This window comes from Proteus faecis (genome assembly GCF_003144395.1).
Classification (GTDB): domain Bacteria; phylum Pseudomonadota; class Gammaproteobacteria; order Enterobacterales; family Enterobacteriaceae; genus Proteus; species Proteus faecis.
Map to the genome: position 1 here is coordinate 62,647 of NZ_PENZ01000017.1, position 18,685 is coordinate 81,331.

Consider the following 18,685-nt stretch of genomic DNA (forward strand, 5'->3'; position numbering starts at 1 on the left):
TTTTGGGTCTTCGGTCTTGGATTTTTGAATATAAAAAAACCGCCACATTATTGGTGGCGGTTTCAATAGAGAATATCACAGAAGATTATTTTTTAATCTGAATAATAACGGTTTCACCAACAGTAACTGGGCCTGTCATTTTGGTTAAACCTTGAATTTCATCCATATTAGAGATAACAACCGGTGTTAGAACTGATTTTGCTTTTTCTTCTAATACAGCCAAGTCAAACTCTAAAATAGTATCACCTACTTTTACTTGCTGACCTTCTTCAGCGATACGTTTAAACCCTTCACCTTTCAGTTCAACAGTGTCGATACCGAAGTGGACAAATAACTCGATACCGTTGTCAGACTCAATAGAGAAAGCATGGTTAGTCTCGAAAATTTTACCGATAGTACCATCAACTGGCGCAACAATTTTATTACCAGCAGGTTTGATAGCAATACCGTCACCTACGATTTTTTCAGCGAAAACAACATCAGGAACATCTTCGATATTGACGATTTCACCAGAAAGTGGTGCAACAATATCAATCGTGCCACTGCCTTTCTTTTCCTCTGAAACCAGTGATTTTAATTTATCAAACAGACCCATGAATCTTCTCCTAATTATTGTAGTTGGGACCGGGCTCTGGCTAATGTGATTAGCACAGTGTCTTTTCTTTAGTAAAAGTTTCTACTAAGTCCATCAATTCTTTTGCAGTTGGCTGAGCAAGTGCTTGCTCTGCTAGCGCTCTTGCATCATCGTAATTCGCGTTACGAATCACTTTTTTGATGCGAGGAATTGAAATAGCACTCATACTAAACTCATCTAATCCCATGCCGAGAAGGAGCAATGTTGCTCGTTCATCGCCAGCAAGTTCACCACACATTCCAGTCCATTTACCTTCAGCATGTGATGCATCAATGACCTGTTTTATCAGGTTGAGTACTGCAGGTGACATTGGATTATATAGATGAGATATCAGCTCATTTCCACGGTCTACAGCCAGAGTATATTGTGTTAGATCGTTAGTCCCAATACTAAAAAAGTCAACTTCTTTTGCCATATGACGAGCCATCACTGCTGCGGCTGGGGTTTCTACCATCACACCGACCTCAATAGATTCATCAAAAGCTTTCTTTTCTTCACGAAGCTGGCTTTTTAGTATTTCAAGTTCTGCTTTCAATGCACGGATCTCTTCAACAGAGATAATCATTGGAAACATAATACGTAGTTTACCAAAAGCAGATGCTCTTAAGATAGCACGTAATTGTGGATGAAGGATCTCTTTACGGTCAAGACAAATACGAATTGCACGCCAGCCTAAGAATGGGTTCTCTTCTTTTGGTAGGTTCATGTAAGGTAAGTCTTTATCACCACCAATATCCATAGTACGAATAATGACCGCAGGACTTCCTACTGCTTCGGCTACCGCTTTATAGGCTTGGAATTGTTCCTCTTCTGTTGGTAAAGAGTCTCTATCCATAAATAAAAATTCAGTACGATACAGACCAACACCTTCAGCACCGTTACGTTCAGCACCAGCAACATCTCGAACTGTACCAATATTAGCGCAAACTTCGACTTGATGCCCATCAAGCGTAATAGCAGGCAGGTCTTTGAGTTTTGCTAACTCTTCTTTTTCGTGCAGGTACTCGTCTTTGATAGCTTTTAATGTTTCGAGTTCCTCATCTGATGGATTAATAATGATTTTGTTATTAATCGCATCAAGAACAAGATAATCGTCTTTTTTAATGGTTTGTGTCGCATTAGATGTTCCCACGATAGCTGGAATTTCTAATGAACGAGCCATGATAGAGGTGTGAGATGTTCTGCCACCTAAGTCAGTGATAAAACCTAATACGTTGTCTAAGCTTAATTGAGCAGTTTCAGAAGGGGTAAGGTCTGTTGCAACTAAAATAACTTTTTCTGAGATAGCACTTAGATCGATAATTGGCATCTCTAAGATATTGCGCATTAAGCGTTTACCAATATCACGAACGTCAGCCGCACGCTCTTTTAGATATTCGTCATCTAACGCTTCTAATGCAGTTGCTTGATCTTCAATAACTGATTGAACAGCGGCTTCAGCGGTTTTTTTATCACTTTTGATGAGAGCAACAATTTCTTGTTCTAACTCTTCATCTTCTAGCAACATGATATGGCCTTCAAAGATTTCGGCTTTATCTGCACCAAGGTTCTTTTCAGCACGTTCTTTAATAATTTCTAGTTGTTGTGCAGATTTATTACGGCCGTCTTTAAAGCGTTCGATTTGATCCTCAATTTCATCACTTTGGATCTTACGTTGGCTAATAATGATTGGTTCTTCTTTGAGGAGAAGGGTCTGACCAAATGCGATACCGGGTGATGCTAAAATTCCTGAAATCATAATTTATCCTACGACTTGCTGGTGATAATCTTAAAAGAATAGGATTGCAAAATACTGTTGTTTTAAAATCATCATTGAAATTAACTCCCCTGAATAGTTTCAGGGGAATGAATACTGTGTTAATAATTAATCGCGAATTATTCTAATTCCGCCATTAATTTTACCAATGCTTCAACGGCTTGTTTTTCATCTTCGCCTTCAGCAGAGATAGTCACAACAGTACCTTGAGTTAAGCCTAAAGTTTGTAATTTGAAAAGGCTCTTAGCGCTGGCAGATTTACCGCTAGAGGTAAGCGTGATATCAGAAGAAAATGTTTTGGCTTCTTTTACAAATTGTGCCGCAGGACGAGTATGTAAGCCGTTTGGTGCTGTAATAGTAACTTCTTGCTGGTACATAGGATATTTTCCTTTTATAACTCAATTGTTCACATTAAGTCAGGACTTAGTAAGTGTAGATGAATTTGTCCTGCTTTGCGTAGCAATATCAGATAATATTAAGTCGTAAAGCGTCATCTGATAAAAATAGTGTTCAGAAAGATAAAAGAGTTCGTTTTCTCATCTCGGTTATTTTCTGATTAATTTCGACCTTCGAAATAATTAATTGATTAAATACTAAACTCAAAGAAATAAATCACCTGTCTGGATGACAAACTTTGATCTCTACCACAAAAAAAGCACCATTAAGGTGCTTTTTTAATAAATATTTTACAATTGAGTGACGCGATTTAGCTGTCAGAAATGTCAGCAAAAAGTGGTGTACTTAAATAACGTTCACCTGAAGAAGGTAAAATAACTACAATTTCTTTATTTGCAAATTCAGGCTCTTTTGCAAGTTTTACTGCTGCCGCAATAGCCGCGCCTGAAGAAATCCCTGCGAGAATACCTTCTTTAGTCATCAGTTCACGAGCAGTGTCAAAGGCTTCGTCGTTAGTGATTTGAATAACACGATCCAGTAACGATAAATCTAGGTTTTCAGGAATAAAGCCTGCTCCGATGCCTTGAATTTTATGTGGGCCAGGTTTAATTTCTTCACCCGCTAGAGCTTGAGTTATAACAGGGGAATCTGCTGGTTCAACAGCAACCATTGTTACTGCTTTACCTTGTGTCTTTTTCAAATAGCGACCAATACCTGTAATTGTGCCACCAGTGCCGACGCCAGCAATAACAGCACCTACTTCCCCATCAGTATCATTCCAGATTTCAGGGCCTGTGGTTTTTTCATGAATTTCAGGGTTAGCTGGATTACTAAATTGTTGTAGTAAAAGGTAACGCTTAGGATCACTATCGCGAATTTCATTGGCCTTATCAATGGCACCTTTCATGCCTTTTGCGCCTTCAGTCAGCACTAAATTAGCACCTAATGCTTTGAGTAATTTACGACGTTCTACACTCATGGTATCTGGCATCGTCAGTGTGAGTTTATAGCCACGAGCCGCTGCAACATAAGCCAGAGCAATCCCTGTATTACCACTGGTTGGTTCTACAAGTTCAACACCTTCTTTAAGAATGCCTTTCTTTTCTGCATCCCAAATCATGTTGGCACCGATACGGCATTTTACACTGAAGCTTGGGTTACGTGATTCCACTTTAGCCAGAATGTTGCCATTTCCGAAATGCTTTAAGCGAATTAAAGGTGTGTGCCCAATAGTTTGCGAGTTGTCTTCGAAAGTCTTGCTCATTTTTATCCTCGGTACATGATTTTTATAAGGTCAGATGAAATTACCATACGCCATCAAGCTAAAGATGGAAATAAACTTTATGAATATACTTATAACTTTTTATCTTTTTATTCCAAAAGGTTCTAATCAAGAGTCAGTGAGACAATTCACAAATTAATAAATCAAGAGATGTACAGTATATTGATGGCTGATAATCTATTTTTTAACCACATTTACTGTAGATACAGGGGTCATAATGGAAACCATTGAAGAGTTGATTAGTGTGCTTGAACTCGCCGTGCCTGAATTAGATGCGCAAGCTTTGCGTGAAAATTTACCTGAGTCAGATGCTCAAGAAGATGTTCTTAATTGGCTATATGAATCGCTCTCAGCTCAAGGATTAATGGACTATGTGGAGTGGACAGAATACTTTGGTGATATTCCTGATCTTAAATCATTAGAGCATATCTCTTTGCCTGAATCACCGAGTGCGTTGATTTTATCTCAAATTGAAAATATTGATTGAGATGAAGTGAGTGTAGATCCTTATATGTTGCCTTATGAACTACCTTATTTGGAATATATTAACCACTTTTTAACAGAAAAAGGGTTACGATTGGTCGATCTCACTTCGTTTGAAAATGCTTATATTCTCTGCATTCGAGATGATGAAGAGATTATTGAAAAACTAGATAGCGCATTAAATATCTTTGAGATGGGGATTAATGAGCGTGAACCGATGGATAGGGAAGAAACCAAAGATTATATTCGTTCATTAATTGAGTAGTTTGGTTAATAACAAAGTAAGCCAAATCATGCTACTGAAAACGTATAAAATAAAACCCCGCCTAAATAAAACGGGGTTTTTTGTATTTATCGAGATGTTGCCAAATTAGTTAGGCTTACCACTGCCCATCTTGCACATGCTGTTTACGATAACGATCGCACCACATTGCGGTTGCTCCACAAATTGCAACGGGCATGATGACTAAATTTAGAATAGGGATCATGGTAAAAATATTAATAACCATACCAAATTGAAGGTTATTCCATTTATCCTGTTTAAGCGAAGATTTCATCGCTGCAAATGAAATTTTATGATTATCAAATGGAAAGTCATTGTATTGAATTGCCATCATCCAAGCACCAAAAGCAAACCATAAAATAGGGGCTACGGTTTGTCCGATAGCAGGAATAAAATAGAGTAATAACAAGACAATCGCGCGAGGTAAATAATAAGCTATTTTAGTTAGCTCACGTTTTAAAATACGCGGAACATCTTTCAATATACCTGTAACACCTGTATCTGGTGGGGCAATGCCAGTTATTTGGCCTTCTAATTTTTCAGCCAATAATCCATTAAACGGAGAAGCAATAATATTGGCTAAGGTACTAAAGAAATAAGTAAACACTAATAAGATAAAAATAACGGATAATGGCCAGATTAAATAACTTAACCACTGTAACCAATCAGGCACTTTTTCCATCATCCAATTAACCATGCCACCAATTTGACCATATAACCACCAAAAGGCGCTTCCGAGAATAATAATATTGGCTAGTAGGGGTAAGATAACAAAACGTTTCAGCCCTTTGCGTGTAATTAAACGCCAACCAAGAGCAAAATAATGAAATCCATTTAAATTTTTATTCGTTTCTGTCAAATTTGTCATACTTCCTATTCTCTCCAATGAGGGCAAGCTAGTATCATATAGGGAGATAATCAGCCTTACTAGTCATGAATTGTCTAAAAAATGTGCATAAGAGATTGATGTGTGTATCTTTGTGACAAGAAAATTAAGTATTGGCTTGCACTTATGAGCATTGGCAAATACTCTTAGTAAAAAGTAATATTTGCCAACGTGGCTATTAAACCTCAAGACAACAGAGATAGAAATGATGCAGCAAAATTTGCGTCTGATATTAATCGTTGTTGGTGCGATTTTAATCATAGCTTTGTTATTACACGGCTTATGGATTGGTCGAAAAGAGCGTTCTAAGCTTTTCCGTAATCGCCCAGTAAAACGTCAGAAACAGAATTATCAGTCAGATGAGAACGATGACGAACCACAATACGCTGAGGTTAGTCATCAAACATCAACTTTATCCTCTACTGAAAAGCGGGAGAGTGAGCCACCGATAAAATCGGCGCCTCTACATGAACCTGAGATTTCAGTGGTAGATAGTGATCCATTAATGTCTGAAACCCAAACAAAAGGGAACTCTCACGATACTTCATTACAGCAAGAGCCCACTCTTGGTGTTTTTGATGTTATTGAAAAAGAGCCTGCACCTATTGTTAGAGATGAGCCCAAACAAGCTCCTGCGGTTGATGTTGCGAGTGAAATAAAATCACACGTTAATACAGAAAACCCATCCGCAGGCTTTGAGCCTTCAATTTCAGAGACAGCGGCTCATGTGACTCCTGTTGAACCTGAGGTTTCGCATCATGCTCCTGCTGAAGAGTCAATAGTAGAATCAGCTCCGCAAGCATCAGAAGCAGAGAAAGAGCTGGTTATTGTTCTAAACGTAAGTGCACATCATGGTCAAATGCTGGATGGTGAAGTGTTAATGCAAAGTATCATTCAAGCTGGATTCCAGTTTGGTGAAATGAATATTTTCCATCGTCATCTTAATCCAACAGCTAATGGGCCTGTGTTGTTTAGTTTAGCGAATATGGTGAAACCGGGAACATTTAACATTGATACAATGGCGGAATTGACGACACCTGGTGTATCAATGTTTATGATGGTGCCATCTTATGGTGATGCTAACCAAAACTTTAAATTGATGTTACTTACAGCTCAACGTATCGCATCTGATGTAGGTGGTGTTGTGCTGGATGATGAACGTAAACTCTTAACGCCACAAAAAATTGAGCTTTATAAATCTAGAATTCGCAGGACGTTGGATCTAAATCAATAGCTTTATACTCGTCATACTTCAAGTTGCAGCGTTGTTGACTACGTTCATTCGCACTAGTCACATACTGATGTATGCTCCTAGCGATTCATTTACTTGTCGCCTAGCTGCACTTCGAATTATTTAGAGTATATATCTGTAAAAATACCCCCGCTTGCGGGGGTTTTTCTTCTTTGGTGATAATCATGAATAAAAACACTCAACAAAAAATTGATAAACTTCGCGTTACTCTACGTCACCATGAATATCTCTATCATGTCATGGATGCTCCTGAAATACCTGATGCTGAATACGATCGCTTAATGAATGAGCTAAAAGCATTAGAAGCTGAATATCCCGAATTAATTACCTCTGATTCGCCTACACAGCGAGTTGGTGCCTTACCTCTAACGGCATTTGAGCAAGTGAGACATGAAATTCCGATGCTCTCCTTAGATAATGCTTTTGATGAAACGAGCTATCTGGCTTTTGATAAGCGCTTACGTGAGCGTTTGAAAAATAGTGAAGAGATCACTTTCTGCTGTGAATTAAAATTAGATGGATTGGCAGTCAGTTTACTTTATGAAAATGGAATATTAGTGCAAGCTGCAACGCGTGGTGATGGTACAACAGGGGAAAATATCACTGAGAATGTGAGAACGATAAAAGCCATTCCACTACGCTTATATGGCGAAAATATTCCTGCTCGTATTGAAATTCGTGGTGAAGTCTTTATGAATGAAAAAGGGTTTGAATATTTAAATGAGGAAGCTCGTCGCACAGGTGGAAAAGTTTTTGCTAACCCTCGTAATGCTGCTGCTGGATCATTAAGACAGCTCGATCCCCGAATTACAGCAAAACGTCCATTAACCTTTTTCTGTTATGGTGTTGGGGTACTCGAAGGTGGAGAATTACCAACAAGCCACTATGCGCGTCTACAACAATTTAAAAAATGGGGATTGCCCGTTAGTGACGCTGTAAAACTTTGCACAGGTAGCAAGGCAGTACTTGATTTTTATCACCACGTAGAAGAGGTTCGCCCTAATTTAGGTTTTGATATTGATGGTGTTGTTATCAAAGTTGATGATATTGCACTGCAAGAAGAGCTCGGTTTTGTATCAAGAGCGCCACGTTGGGCCATTGCTTATAAATTCCAAGCTCAAGAGCAAATGACAATCATTAAAGATGTTGAATTCCAAGTAGGGCGCACTGGTGCTATTACACCTGTTGCACGTTTAGAACCTGTTCAAGTTGCAGGTGTTGTCGTGAGTAATGCAACATTACACAATGCTGATGAAATTGAACGCTTAGGGATACGCATTGGTGATACGGTAGTTATTCGCCGAGCAGGTGATGTTATTCCTCAGGTTGTTAGTGTGATTGAAGAAAAGCGCCCTAATGATGCTCAAGAAATTGTCTTTCCGACACATTGTCCGATTTGTGATTCTGATGTTGAGCGTATTGAAGGTGAGGCAGTTGCTCGCTGTACAGGTGGCTTAATTTGTGGAGCGCAACGTAAAGAAGCGCTTAAACATTTTGTTTCACGTCGAGCTATGGATGTGGATGGAATGGGCGATAAAATTATCGACCAACTGGTTGAGAAAGAATATGTCAAAACGCCAGCGGATCTGTTTCGTTTAGATGAAAAAATCCTATCGGGTTTAGAGCGAATGGGTGAAAAATCAGCTAAAAAATTGATCACTGCTTTAGACAAGGCTAAATCGACGACATTTGCGCGTTTTATTTATGCTCTTGGTATTCGTGAAGTTGGTGAAGCAACTGCAAGTGGATTGACAACACATTTCTCAACTCTTGATGCATTACGAAATGCGGATGTTGAAGCGCTAAAATTAGTCCCCGATGTGGGGGATGTCGTGGCTAAACATGTCGTTAATTTCTTCCAAGAGGAACACAATCGAACGGTTATTGATCAATTGATCAATGATGCTGGTATTACTTGGCAAGCACCTATTATTGTGACTCATGAAGTGGGTGAAAATCCTTTTGCAGGTAAAACCGTCGTGTTAACTGGCTCACTTTCACAGTTAACCCGTGATGAAGCAAAAGATAGATTAGTCGCGTTAGGTGCAAAAGTGAGTGGAAGTGTTTCTAAAAAAACTGATATGGTGATTGCGGGTGAAGCAGCTGGCTCTAAGTTAGTGAAAGCTAATGAATTAGGGATAACTGTTATCGATGAAGATGAGATGATACGATTACTTGAACAATCGAAATAATCATTCTATTATTTAATAAATGCTACTGGGAAACCGTCCTAGTAGCATTTTTCACTTAAGCTAAATTTACATTTAATGTTCTTTAAGTAACTTTAAAAGTGTGATCAACCTATCTTATTTAACAATTAGTGTGTATGTGGTTTCATGGTATTGTGACAAAAATCACATCCTAATGTTACGCGTTACATAAAATGCTCTACAAGATTTATTTTTATTTTTGGAGCATGCATGTCTTCTATCATTCACTTCGTTTTAGCACTCGCCGTTATTGGCGCATTAGCATTCGTTGCGAGTAACAACCGCAAAGGGATCCGTCTGCGTTATATTGTGCAGTTATTAGTTATTGAAATCGCATTAGCATGGTTCTTCCTCAACTCTGATGTTGGTGAAGGTTTTGTTCGTGGATTCGCTGGATTATTTGATCACTTATTAGGTTATGCCGCACAAGGTACTGAGTTTGTATTCGGTGGCATGATGAAAGGTGGCTTAGCATTCTTCTTCCTGAATGTTTTATGTCCAATTATCTTTATTTCTGCATTAATTGGTATTCTCCAACATATCAAAGTATTACCTTTCGTGATCCGTATTATCGGTACAGTGCTTTCTAAAGTGAACGGTATGGGGAAACTGGAATCATTCAACGCAGTGAGCTCACTGGTTCTCGGTCAATCAGAGAACTTTATTGCCTATAAAGATGTATTAGGCAAAATGTCTCAGCGTCGTATGTACACAATGGCGGCAACAGCAATGTCGACAGTATCAATGTCGATTGTTGGTGCATACATGACAATGTTAGAGCCAAAATATGTCGTTGCTGCTCTAGTACTGAATATGTTCAGTACTTTTATCGTCCTTTCTGTGATTAACCCATACTCTGTTGAAAATGAAGAAGACATCCAAATGGGGAATCTGCATGAAGGCCAAAGCTTCTTTGAAATGTTAGGTGAATACATCTTAGCTGGTTTCAAAGTTGCATTAATCGTTGCTGCAATGCTGATTGGTTTTATTGCATTAATCGCTGCAGTAAATGCGATTTTCAGTATGATTTTTGGTATTAGTTTCCAAGATTGCTTAGGCTATGTTTTCTATCCATTAGCATGGGTTATTGGTGTTCCAGAGCAAGATGCATTACGTGTTGGTAGTGTTATGGCAACTAAACTGGTGTCTAACGAATTTGTTGCAATGGGTAGCTTACAAGATATTGCGGCTGAAATTTCACCACGTTCTGTTGGTATCTTATCTGTATTCTTAGTTTCATTTGCTAACTTCTCTTCAATCGGGATTGTTGCAGGTGCGATTAAAGGTTTAAACGAAGTACAAGGAAACGTTGTTTCTCGTTTCGGTTTAAAATTACTGTTTGGTTCTACATTAGTAAGCTTTTTATCCGCAGCTATCGCAGGTCTGTTTGTTTAATCTCGAAAGATAAAATAGATAGGTAGCATGTGAATAAAATAACAATGTAAACTGCATCACTTGTTAAGCAAGTAATAGAAAATTAAGCAGTACCTTTTGGTACTGCTTTTTTTATCATTAAATTACCCTATAATTAACTCCATTCCTTCGATGACAATGTGGTAGAGAACATGTTAGAGAAACAGCACCTTATCGATATAGCAAACACACAAATGCCATTTGGCAAGTACAAAGGGCGTATGCTGGTTGATTTACCGGAAGAGTATTTATTGTGGTTTGCAAAGAAAGGCGAGTTTCCTGAAGGTAAGCTTGGTCAACTAATGGAGATGACCTTAGTAATTAAGATTGAAGGTTTAGAAGGGTTATTAAAGCCATTAAAGCGGTAATGTTAATTATTATCTATACCTGATTTTTCAGGTGTTAATGCATTAATAATTTTCTGACTTAATTCAATAAATAATGTTTGTTCTCCGAGCGTTAAACATTCACTTATTTTTTCTGCATTTTGTTTTCGACCTAATGCTGCTCTTGCTAAAAAAGCGCGCCCCTCATCAGTTAAATGGGTAATAAATTCACGCTTATCTTTTTCAGAACGATTTTGTGCAATAAATCCTAAGGATTTTAATCCCCGCATAAATTTCGACAAATTTTGCCTTGAAATAGCTAAAGAATCACTCAATTGAGAAGGGGTTAAGTCACCTCGTAAGCGTAATAATTCTAAAATATCATATTGACTCCACGTGACTTGCTCTGGGGTATAACGAGTTCGCTGTGCGACTAATGTACATTGTAATAATGACAATGCATTTTCTAATTCACACTTTTCCATAGCTACGCCACCTCATGAATAATATTAACTAAAGTTAATATTATCAGGTCATTCACTGCGAATAAACTTTATATTGATTAACCAAAGTTAATCAAATAGAATGATTATATAGTTAACTTTAGTTAACTACTTTTGGGGCATCTGATAAAATGCGATGCCATTGTTAAGAGGTAAAGTCGAAATGATGGACTACTTTAAAAATAAAGTGATTTTAGTTACAGGTGCAAGTACAGGTGTAGGTGAAGGTATTGCACAATTACTATTTCAACGTGGTGCAACGGTTTTTATTACAGGTCGGCATTTAGAGGAAATAACAAAAACAGCACAGTCAATTGATATAACAGGCAAGAAAGTCATTGCTTTACAGGCTGATATGACTTCTTTTTCTCAAGTTGAAGAAATGATTGAAACTATTATTGCTCAAGTGGGAGCATTACATGGCTTGGTTAATAATGCAGGGATCACGGGGCCTCACAATACATCTATCGTGGATTATGAGATTGAAGATTGGAAATCAGTAATTGATACAGATATCAATGGCGTATTTTATGGGTTGAAATATGGCATACCGGCAATATTAAAAAGTGGTGGCGGAAGTATTGTGAACCTTTCTTCATCTAATGGTATTGTGGGAATTGCGGGTATTTCAGCATATACAGCGGCTAAACACGCCGTGTTAGGGATCACTCGTTCAGCTGCGCTTGAGTTCGCAGACAAAGGAATTAGGATCAATGCCATTGGGCCTGGGTATGTTGATACACCAAGGATGCAGTTGTTACCAGATGAAGTACGTGAATGGATGGCGAATACACATCCAATGAAAAGGATGGCAACCAGAGAAGAAGTTGCTAAAACGGTTGCTTTTTTACTTTCAGATGAGAGCAGTTTCTCAACAGGGGCATTTTATGCCATTGATGGTGGTTACACTGCACAATAGAAATAAATAAAGTGAGAAAATAAAAAATCCCGAAGATTTCTCTTCAGGATCTTAAAATTCTGGTGGAGCTAAACGGGATCGAACCGTTGACCTCTTGCATGCCATGCAAGCGCTCTCCCAACTGAGCTATAACCCCACATATTGGATTGTTCTAGAAGTATATTGGTGGAGCTAAGCGGGATCGAACCGCTGACCTCTTGCATGCCATGCAAGCGCTCTCCCAACTGAGCTATAGCCCCAACATACTGGAACGGGCTTGATAATAGGCAACAAGCACAATACTGTCAATCAGTTAATCTCACATTATTTATTGATTGCTGAAAAAGAGTACAAAAAAAAGATACATTCCTTATTTTAGGGATGTATCTTTCTTGATAAGCAAGATTAACGAGTAAATTAAGCTTGGTTTTCTCTTTCAGTAATAAAGTCTAATGCTTTATTAATACGTGCAACGCTACGAGTTTTTCCAATCGCGTGAACGGTAACATCTAATCCTGGAGATTGGCCTGCACCAGTTACAGCAACACGTAATGGCATACCTACTTTACCCATACCTACTTCTAATTCATCAGCAGTATCTTGAATAGCTTGGTGAATATTTTCAGCTGTCCAGTCTGTAATTGCTGATAATTTATCGCGAACAACTTCTAATGGTTGACGAGCAACTGGGCGTAAATGTTTTTTCGCTGCTGTTTCTTCAAAGGTTTCGAAATCAACATAGAAGTAATGGCAACTTTCAGCCATCTCTTTTAATGTTTTGCAACGTTCACCTAATAATTTGATCAACTCAACTAATGATGGACCATTACTAGTATCGATATTTTGTTGTTTGATATGCCAATCTAAATGAACTGCGACTTTCTCTGCTGGCAGTGTATTGATGTAGTGATGGTTTAACCAGAGTAGTTTATCAGTATTAAATGCGCTTGCTGATTTACTGATAGCTTCTAAAGTAAAGTGTTCAATCATTTCATCAATAGTAAAGATCTCTTGGTCGCCATGAGACCAACCTAAACGCACTAAGTAGTTTAATAGTGCTTCTGGTAAATATCCTTCATCACGATATTGCATTACGCTGACAGCGTTATAACGTTTAGATAATTTTTTACCATCATCACCTAAAATCATTGATACGTGAGCATATTCAGGTACAGGCGCACCTAATGCTTTGAGAATATTGATTTGGCGAGGAGTGTTGTTGATATGATCTTCACCACGAATAACGTGAGTGATTTCCATGTCCCAGTCATCAATAACAACACAGAAGTTATAAGTTGGAGAACCATCAGTACGACGAATAATCAGATCATCAAGCTCATGGTTACTAAATTCAATTGGGCCACGAATTTTGTCATCAAAAATAACAGAACCTTCTTGTGGGTTTAAGAAACGCACAACATGAGGCTCATCAGCAGTGTGATTATGGTTACCACCACGGCAACAACCATCGTAACGCGGTTTTTCACCTTTTGCCATTTGATCTTCGCGGAGTTGTTCTAAGCGCTCTTTAGAGCAATAACAACGGTATGCAGTACCCGCAGATAACATTTGATCAATCACTTGGTTATAGCGATCGAAACGTTTAGTCTGATAATAAGGACCTTCATCCCAATTCAGATTTAACCAATTCATACCGTCCATGATTGCATCGATGGCTGGCTGTGTAGAACGTTTTAAGTCGGTATCTTCTATACGCAGTACAAATTCGCCCTTATTGTGACGGCTATATAACCAGGAATAAAGTGCGGTACGCGCACCACCAACATGTAGATAGCCAGTAGGACTTGGTGCAAAACGGGTTTTTATTTTACTCATTGGGATTGCCTTTGTACGTCTTACTTAATAGATAAGTAATCGTGATTATCAAAAAAACGAAATGGTTATCTTATTTTATCACTGGATGTTAATTCCTCAATGGCATTAAGCCTTTAACAGAGATAAAATTTTCAAATTGATGATTTTTTGTTTGACGAAGAGTATCCGTAGGATTATTTTGGTTAATTGCTGTGTCACTTATGGTGCTAAAAAAAGCATCTTGACTAAAAATAAAACGAACGATCATTTTCACAATAAAAAACTGATAAAAATCGTTGACTCATAGCGCAGTATCCCTATAATGCACCCCATCACGACGGGCGGTTAGCTCAGTTGGTAGAGCATCTCCCTTACAAGGAGGAGGTCGTTGGTTCGAGCCCAATACCGCCCACCACTATTTTCGACGGGAGCGTTGTATGATTTAGTGTGATTGGGCGGTTAGCTCAGTTGGTAGAGCATCTCCCTTACAAGGAGGAGGTCGTTGGTTCGAGCCCAATACCGCCCACCATTATTTTCGTCGTGATAGTTGTATGATTTAGTGTGATTGGGCGGTTAGCTCAGTTGGTAGAGCATCTCCCTTACAAGGAGGAGGTCGTTGGTTCGAGCCCAATACCGCCCACCATTATTTTCGTCGTGATAGTTGTATGATTTAGTGTGATTAGGCGGTTAGCTCAGTTGGCAGCGCATCTCCCTTACAAGGAGGCGGTCGTTGCTTCGAGCCCAATACCGCCCACCCCTTACACTAAAGCGTGGTAGTGAGAATTTAGTCATTATGAAGTGGGCGGTTAGCTCAGTTGGTAGAGCATCTCCCTTACAAGGAGGAGGTCGTTGGTTCGAGCCCAATACCGCCCACCAATTACACTAAAGCGTGGTAGTGAGAATTTAGTCATTATGAAGTGGGCGGTTAGCTCAGTTGGTAGAGCATCTCCCTTACAAGGAGGAGGTCGTTGGTTCGAGCCCAATACCGCCCACCACTTCATCCGGTTATTTCGCGCAATATCACACAGTTAGGTATGGGTCGTTAGCTCAGTCGGTAGAGCAGTTGACTTTTAATCAATTGGTCGGGCGTTCGAATCGCCCACGACCCACCATTCCTAAAAATACAACATAAAGTAGTGAACATTGTGACGGGTCGTTAGCTCAGTCGGTAGAGCAGTTGACTTTTAATCAATTGGTCGGGCGTTCGAATCGCCCACGACCCACCATTCACAAAATCACTTACAAATTTACGCAAAAATTATTAAATGGGTCGTTAGCTCAGTCGGTAGAGCAGTTGACTTTTAATCAATTGGTCGGGCGTTCGAATCGCCCACGACCCACCATTCACCAAATCACTTACAAATTTACGCAAAAATTATTACATGGGTCGTTAGCTCAGTCGGTAGAGCAGTTGCCTTTTAATCAATTGGTCGGGCGTTCGAATCGCCCACGACCCACCATTCACCAAATCACTTACAAATTTACGCAAAAATTATTACATGGGTCGTTAGCTCAGTCGGTAGAGCAGTTGACTTTTAATCAATTGGTCGGGCGTTCGAATCGCCCACGACCCACCATTTAATAGTTCAGCGGGCGGTTAGCTCAGTTGGTAGAGCATCTCCCTTACAAGGAGGAGGTCGTTGGTTCGAGCCCAATACCGCCCACCACTTCTTTTTATACCTTCTTCTTTATTTTCCTCACGTTTCTCTAAGATAATCGATAAAAGCCATTTAGTTTTTAATAACTGTATGATGAAATCTAGTTANTTTTATACCTTCTTCTTTATTTTCCTCACGTTTCTCTAAGATAATCGATAAAAGCCATTTAGTTTTTAATAACTGTATGATGAAATCTAGTTATACTTTTAAACCTTAATTTTCTCTCTCTGTGTCTGCTGCCTTATTACTTTGCTGACCGTCTTATCATGACTGTGTATTCCTACACGTGTATGCTTTCCTCCTCCTTATATTGAGCTCATTCCTTTATACCAAAGCAATACTTAGCTACTGCTCTTGTTTCTTTTGATCTATGAGTTACTAAGATTGTTTTAACTTGTTATTGCATTGTGCTTTCTGTGAAAAGAGAGCATAAGCCGGATTCTTTATTATTGCTTTTTTATCCAATCATGTTTTTAACATTTAAATTGGAGCGCTTAAAAAGAAGTTATTCTTTTATTGTTAAGTTAATCATTTTAGATCAGAGAGTTAACTCAGTAGAAGATATGTATTTATTTTTGAGTAGAGAACAAATTTTGAACTGAAAATATAAAAATAATGACTCTAATTGAAAAAGAAATATCTACTCCTTTTTAGTGTAAATATAGGTTTTTCCAGTTTATTCGTAAAATTAAACAACCTTAAATACACTGTTATCAATTATTTGAGCATTTTTTATGAGCAATATCTCTCATAAAATGAGTAAGTTAAAACATTTTAAGTCATCATATGAAAAATATGTGGTACACCTTTTTTAGGGAAAAGTTCAGAAGATGAAAAGACAAAAATTGGGTTTTATAGTTAATCTTTCTTACTTTTTATAACTCATTGAATGGCACTACCAAAAAGAAAGATTAATTATAATGATATTTTATCTTCTTTTTTAAAGATACGACAGAATGAGAGAGTTTACTTAACGTTTTAATTTAAAAGAGATTAGATTTAAAGTTTGATGTTTATCAATGTTTACATCATAATGCGCTGGATTATATATGATATAAAGCAAAAATCGCTTATTCCATCAGTAATTGATTTGTCCTAGAGTGGTTAATTTCATTTTTTACGAAAAATGGAGAAATTTGTGCATTTAGCAGGAATATAAATTATATAAAAATATTAATGTTTATTTTAGTCTAAGAATAACTCTTATATGGAATAGGTATAATTACTTAGGATATGAAATGGTTGATTTTTGTTTTTTTTTAACAAAATTAGATCATGCTAAAACTGATATTTAATAGTTCATTCCCTTGATGATTTGACTTAAGGTGTGATGATTATTCTTTTTTTGCAATGTACAAAATGTGTGTATTTGAGTGAACAAGAAAGAATAATATTGTGTCGTCATAACAAGAGCGGTTTTTATGATAATAAGTATGCTCTTCGAATAACTTACTGATAAAACAAAATATTTATATTAACACTCGATTTTTTTCTATTTCATAAAAAAGATTTTCAATCTAATTGAAAATTAAAATAAGTTATTCATTAATAAAAATTCAAAAAAAATGAGTAATTAGATCTATTCTTTATTTATTATAGTGTAATAAGGAATTGAGGAGCATGAAATATATTTAGCTGAAAGAGTAAGTGTTTATGCTTATATAAATTAATTAACAAATGTTTAAAATGTGATTTATATCTATATTTTAATGTAAATCTCGTAACCTAATGATATTAAAGTGTAATATTGATTTTTTATAAACTTATCAGATTTCATTGATATTACTTAAGCTATTTAATAAAAATAAAAAAATCGTTACCTTTATGAGGTTAATTTATAATTTTAAATAAATTAGACTGACATAACTTGATTTATTTTTACACAATACCAATAATCATACTTTAAATTAATATAATTATAGATAATAATTCTAACTAATGAGTAAAATTTAAGAAAAAAAAAGCGTGATTTTATAAGTAAAATATTTTAACTACATGAAAATAAAGATAATATACCATTATCCTAAGTATTATTTACTAGTATGAGTAAATCATCTCACCTGTACTGTCTTTTTTTGACTGGTTGAAAGTGTTTAAATGCGTAGTATATTATTTACATATGATAAGTCATGTTTTGAATTGTAATATTTCTTATCTACTAAAAATAATATTTTATTAAAACAAAAAGGTGTCATCAATAATATATGTTTTTATATATTATTGCGCAGGAACACACCATTATAAATTAGATATCAATCAAAGTGAAAAGCGAGAACAATATTATGAGTAGCAAGTATCCAGTCGCTTATGCAGTTGGACAAAAAATTAAGTCATTAAGAAAATCTCAAGGTTATACTGTATTTCAGTTAGCAAAAGAGATTGATATTAGTGAACAACAGTTATTTCGTTATGAGCGTGGTGTAAACCGTATTGATATTGATTGCTTAGTTAGAGTACTTGAAGTACTAGGCGTTAATATTGGTAGCTTCTTTGAAGAAGTAACAGCTGGAATGTCTCAAGAAACTGAGCGTAATGAACAACATATTCCAGCTCATTTCGATAGCAAGGCTCTTTCTATTTTCTAATAATATTCTTAAATTAGAAAGCAACTCATTTTAGAATAGCTAATTTGAGTAAGATAATTCTTATATAAGTGTTTCTCTTTAGTTAGTTAATAATAAGAATTTTCTTAATGAATAAATAAAGCCTCTATATGAATTAAATGCCCTTATTAGGGCATTTTACGTTTATAGAGATAAATGTTTTTAATTTTCACAAAAAAAAGAATAAATTTATTGCAAATGAACTGAAATCTTTATGTTTAGAGAAATATATTATCATATTTATTTGTATGAGAAAAAAACAGCTAATTAATGCTTGTTTAGAATAA

15 protein-coding genes and 13 tRNA genes are annotated in these 18,685 nt (G+C 36.9%); 19 read left to right on the plus strand and 9 right to left on the minus strand.

Annotation, left to right across the window (positions count from 1 at the left end; translation table 11 throughout):
* Window positions 1-85: 85 nt before the first annotated feature.
* The 4 genes from crr to cysK all read right to left on the minus strand — a co-directional run bounded on the left by crr (window position 86) and on the right by cysK (window position 4,050).
* Window positions 86-595 (minus strand): PTS glucose transporter subunit IIA, encoded by a 510-nt coding sequence (crr, locus tag DK858_RS04645; RefSeq protein ID WP_036935451.1) that lies wholly within the window; start codon window positions 593-595, stop codon window positions 86-88.
* Window positions 596-644: 49 nt separating this feature from the next.
* Window positions 645-2,372, minus strand: a complete 1,728-nt coding sequence (gene ptsI / locus DK858_RS04650; RefSeq protein WP_109396402.1) for a phosphoenolpyruvate-protein phosphotransferase PtsI — start codon at window positions 2,370-2,372, stop codon at window positions 645-647.
* A gap of 137 nt (window positions 2,373-2,509) precedes the next feature.
* Window positions 2,510-2,767, minus strand: coding sequence for a phosphocarrier protein Hpr (gene ptsH / locus DK858_RS04655; RefSeq protein WP_109396403.1), 258 nt, complete (start codon window positions 2,765-2,767; stop codon window positions 2,510-2,512).
* A 329-nt stretch (window positions 2,768-3,096) separates the two neighbouring features.
* Window positions 3,097-4,050 carry a cysteine synthase A gene (gene cysK / locus DK858_RS04660; RefSeq protein WP_109396404.1) on the minus strand — a complete coding sequence of 318 codons (954 nt, stop codon included), beginning with the start codon at window positions 4,048-4,050 and terminating at the stop codon, window positions 3,097-3,099.
* A 235-nt stretch (window positions 4,051-4,285) separates the two neighbouring features.
* On the opposite strand from cysK, the gene DK858_RS18250 reads away from it, so the two are divergent.
* A complete protein-coding gene (locus tag DK858_RS18250; protein ID WP_228407175.1) occupies window positions 4,286-4,555 on the plus strand; it encodes a hypothetical protein in 270 nt (89 codons plus the stop codon).
* 6 nt (window positions 4,556-4,561) lie between these two features.
* Entirely contained in the window at window positions 4,562-4,816 is a 255-nt protein-coding gene (locus DK858_RS18255; protein WP_228407176.1) for a hypothetical protein, read from the plus strand.
* A gap of 115 nt (window positions 4,817-4,931) precedes the next feature.
* Here DK858_RS18255 and cysZ read toward each other — a convergent pair whose 3' ends face one another.
* Entirely contained in the window at window positions 4,932-5,702 is a 771-nt protein-coding gene (gene cysZ / locus DK858_RS04670) for a sulfate transporter CysZ (RefSeq protein WP_109396405.1), read from the minus strand.
* Window positions 5,703-5,928: 226 nt separating this feature from the next.
* Here cysZ and zipA point away from each other — a divergent pair, with 226 nt between their 5' ends.
* The 4 genes from zipA (at window position 5,929) to DK858_RS04690 (ending at window position 10,963) form a co-directional block, all read left to right on the plus strand.
* Window positions 5,929-6,954 carry a cell division protein ZipA gene (zipA, locus tag DK858_RS04675; RefSeq protein WP_196544229.1) on the plus strand — a complete coding sequence of 342 codons (1,026 nt, stop codon included), beginning with the start codon at window positions 5,929-5,931 and terminating at the stop codon, window positions 6,952-6,954.
* 182 nt (window positions 6,955-7,136) lie between these two features.
* A complete protein-coding gene (gene ligA / locus DK858_RS04680) occupies window positions 7,137-9,164 on the plus strand; it encodes an NAD-dependent DNA ligase LigA (RefSeq protein WP_109396407.1) in 2,028 nt (675 codons plus the stop codon).
* Between the two features lie 228 nt (window positions 9,165-9,392).
* Window positions 9,393-10,577, plus strand: coding sequence for a NupC/NupG family nucleoside CNT transporter (locus DK858_RS04685; RefSeq protein WP_109396408.1), 1,185 nt, complete (start codon window positions 9,393-9,395; stop codon window positions 10,575-10,577).
* 170 nt (window positions 10,578-10,747) lie between these two features.
* Window positions 10,748-10,963: a DUF3820 family protein gene (locus DK858_RS04690; RefSeq protein ID WP_109396409.1), complete on the plus strand. Its 216-nt coding sequence runs from the start codon at window positions 10,748-10,750 to the stop codon at window positions 10,961-10,963.
* 2 nt (window positions 10,964-10,965) lie between these two features.
* Here the strand turns inward: DK858_RS04690 and DK858_RS04695 are convergent, their stop codons facing one another.
* Window positions 10,966-11,406 carry a MarR family winged helix-turn-helix transcriptional regulator gene (locus tag DK858_RS04695; RefSeq protein WP_109396410.1) on the minus strand — a complete coding sequence of 147 codons (441 nt, stop codon included), beginning with the start codon at window positions 11,404-11,406 and terminating at the stop codon, window positions 10,966-10,968.
* 184 nt (window positions 11,407-11,590) lie between these two features.
* Here DK858_RS04695 and DK858_RS04700 point away from each other — a divergent pair, with 184 nt between their 5' ends.
* Window positions 11,591-12,343 carry an SDR family NAD(P)-dependent oxidoreductase gene (locus DK858_RS04700; protein WP_109396447.1) on the plus strand — a complete coding sequence of 251 codons (753 nt, stop codon included), beginning with the start codon at window positions 11,591-11,593 and terminating at the stop codon, window positions 12,341-12,343.
* A gap of 60 nt (window positions 12,344-12,403) precedes the next feature.
* On the opposite strand, the gene DK858_RS04705 is transcribed toward DK858_RS04700, so the two are convergent.
* The 3 genes from DK858_RS04705 to gltX form a co-directional block, all read right to left on the minus strand.
* Window positions 12,404-12,479 (minus strand) — tRNA-Ala (locus DK858_RS04705).
* A gap of 27 nt (window positions 12,480-12,506) precedes the next feature.
* A tRNA-Ala gene (locus tag DK858_RS04710) sits at window positions 12,507-12,582 on the minus strand.
* A gap of 157 nt (window positions 12,583-12,739) precedes the next feature.
* Window positions 12,740-14,158, minus strand: a complete 1,419-nt coding sequence (gene gltX / locus DK858_RS04715; protein ID WP_109396411.1) for a glutamate--tRNA ligase — start codon at window positions 14,156-14,158, stop codon at window positions 12,740-12,742.
* A 318-nt stretch (window positions 14,159-14,476) separates the two neighbouring features.
* Between gltX and DK858_RS04720 the strand changes: the two genes are divergently transcribed.
* The 12 genes from DK858_RS04720 (at window position 14,477) to DK858_RS04780 (ending at window position 18,380) form a co-directional block, all read left to right on the plus strand.
* Window positions 14,477-14,552: transfer RNA gene (locus DK858_RS04720), tRNA-Val, on the plus strand.
* A 38-nt stretch (window positions 14,553-14,590) separates the two neighbouring features.
* Window positions 14,591-14,666 (plus strand) — tRNA-Val (locus DK858_RS04725).
* 38 nt (window positions 14,667-14,704) lie between these two features.
* Window positions 14,705-14,780 (plus strand) — tRNA-Val (locus DK858_RS04730).
* Between the two features lie 157 nt (window positions 14,781-14,937).
* Window positions 14,938-15,013, plus strand: a tRNA-Val gene (locus tag DK858_RS04740).
* Window positions 15,014-15,056: 43 nt separating this feature from the next.
* Window positions 15,057-15,132, plus strand: a tRNA-Val gene (locus DK858_RS04745).
* A 41-nt stretch (window positions 15,133-15,173) separates the two neighbouring features.
* Window positions 15,174-15,249: transfer RNA gene (locus tag DK858_RS04750), tRNA-Lys, on the plus strand.
* Window positions 15,250-15,287: 38 nt separating this feature from the next.
* A tRNA-Lys gene (locus DK858_RS04755) sits at window positions 15,288-15,363 on the plus strand.
* 41 nt (window positions 15,364-15,404) lie between these two features.
* Window positions 15,405-15,480: transfer RNA gene (locus tag DK858_RS04760), tRNA-Lys, on the plus strand.
* A gap of 41 nt (window positions 15,481-15,521) precedes the next feature.
* Window positions 15,522-15,597: transfer RNA gene (locus DK858_RS04765), tRNA-Lys, on the plus strand.
* A gap of 41 nt (window positions 15,598-15,638) precedes the next feature.
* Window positions 15,639-15,714 (plus strand) — tRNA-Lys (locus tag DK858_RS04770).
* A 14-nt stretch (window positions 15,715-15,728) separates the two neighbouring features.
* Window positions 15,729-15,804, plus strand: a tRNA-Val gene (locus DK858_RS04775).
* 2,273 nt (window positions 15,805-18,077) lie between these two features.
* On the plus strand, window positions 18,078-18,380 hold the full coding sequence (locus tag DK858_RS04780; RefSeq protein ID WP_109396412.1) for a helix-turn-helix domain-containing protein: 303 nt from the start codon (window positions 18,078-18,080) through the stop codon (window positions 18,378-18,380).
* Window positions 18,381-18,685: the final 305 nt, after the last annotated feature.

Excerpts from the sequence above, each read along its gene's own strand:
- crr (WP_036935451.1), bottom strand. The coding sequence starts at position 595 with ATGGGTCTGTTTGATAAATTAAAATCACTGGTTTCAGAGGAAAAGAAA.
- ptsI (WP_109396402.1), bottom strand. The coding sequence starts at position 2,372 with ATGATTTCAGGAATTTTAGCATCACCCGGTATCGCATTTGGTCAGACC.
- ptsH (WP_109396403.1), bottom strand. The coding sequence starts at position 2,767 with ATGTACCAGCAAGAAGTTACTATTACAGCACCAAACGGCTTACATACT.
- cysK (WP_109396404.1), bottom strand. The coding sequence starts at position 4,050 with ATGAGCAAGACTTTCGAAGACAACTCGCAAACTATTGGGCACACACCT.
- DK858_RS18250 (WP_228407175.1), top strand. The coding sequence starts at position 4,286 with ATGGAAACCATTGAAGAGTTGATTAGTGTGCTTGAACTCGCCGTGCCT.
- cysZ (WP_109396405.1), bottom strand. The coding sequence starts at position 5,702 with ATGACAAATTTGACAGAAACGAATAAAAATTTAAATGGATTTCATTAT.
- zipA (WP_196544229.1), top strand. The coding sequence starts at position 5,929 with ATGCAGCAAAATTTGCGTCTGATATTAATCGTTGTTGGTGCGATTTTA.
- ligA (WP_109396407.1), top strand. The coding sequence starts at position 7,137 with ATGAATAAAAACACTCAACAAAAAATTGATAAACTTCGCGTTACTCTA.
- DK858_RS04685 (WP_109396408.1), top strand. The coding sequence starts at position 9,393 with ATGTCTTCTATCATTCACTTCGTTTTAGCACTCGCCGTTATTGGCGCA.
- DK858_RS04690 (WP_109396409.1), top strand. The coding sequence starts at position 10,748 with ATGTTAGAGAAACAGCACCTTATCGATATAGCAAACACACAAATGCCA.
- DK858_RS04695 (WP_109396410.1), bottom strand. The coding sequence starts at position 11,406 with ATGGAAAAGTGTGAATTAGAAAATGCATTGTCATTATTACAATGTACA.
- DK858_RS04700 (WP_109396447.1), top strand. The coding sequence starts at position 11,591 with ATGGACTACTTTAAAAATAAAGTGATTTTAGTTACAGGTGCAAGTACA.
- gltX (WP_109396411.1), bottom strand. The coding sequence starts at position 14,158 with ATGAGTAAAATAAAAACCCGTTTTGCACCAAGTCCTACTGGCTATCTA.
- DK858_RS04780 (WP_109396412.1), top strand. The coding sequence starts at position 18,078 with ATGAGTAGCAAGTATCCAGTCGCTTATGCAGTTGGACAAAAAATTAAG.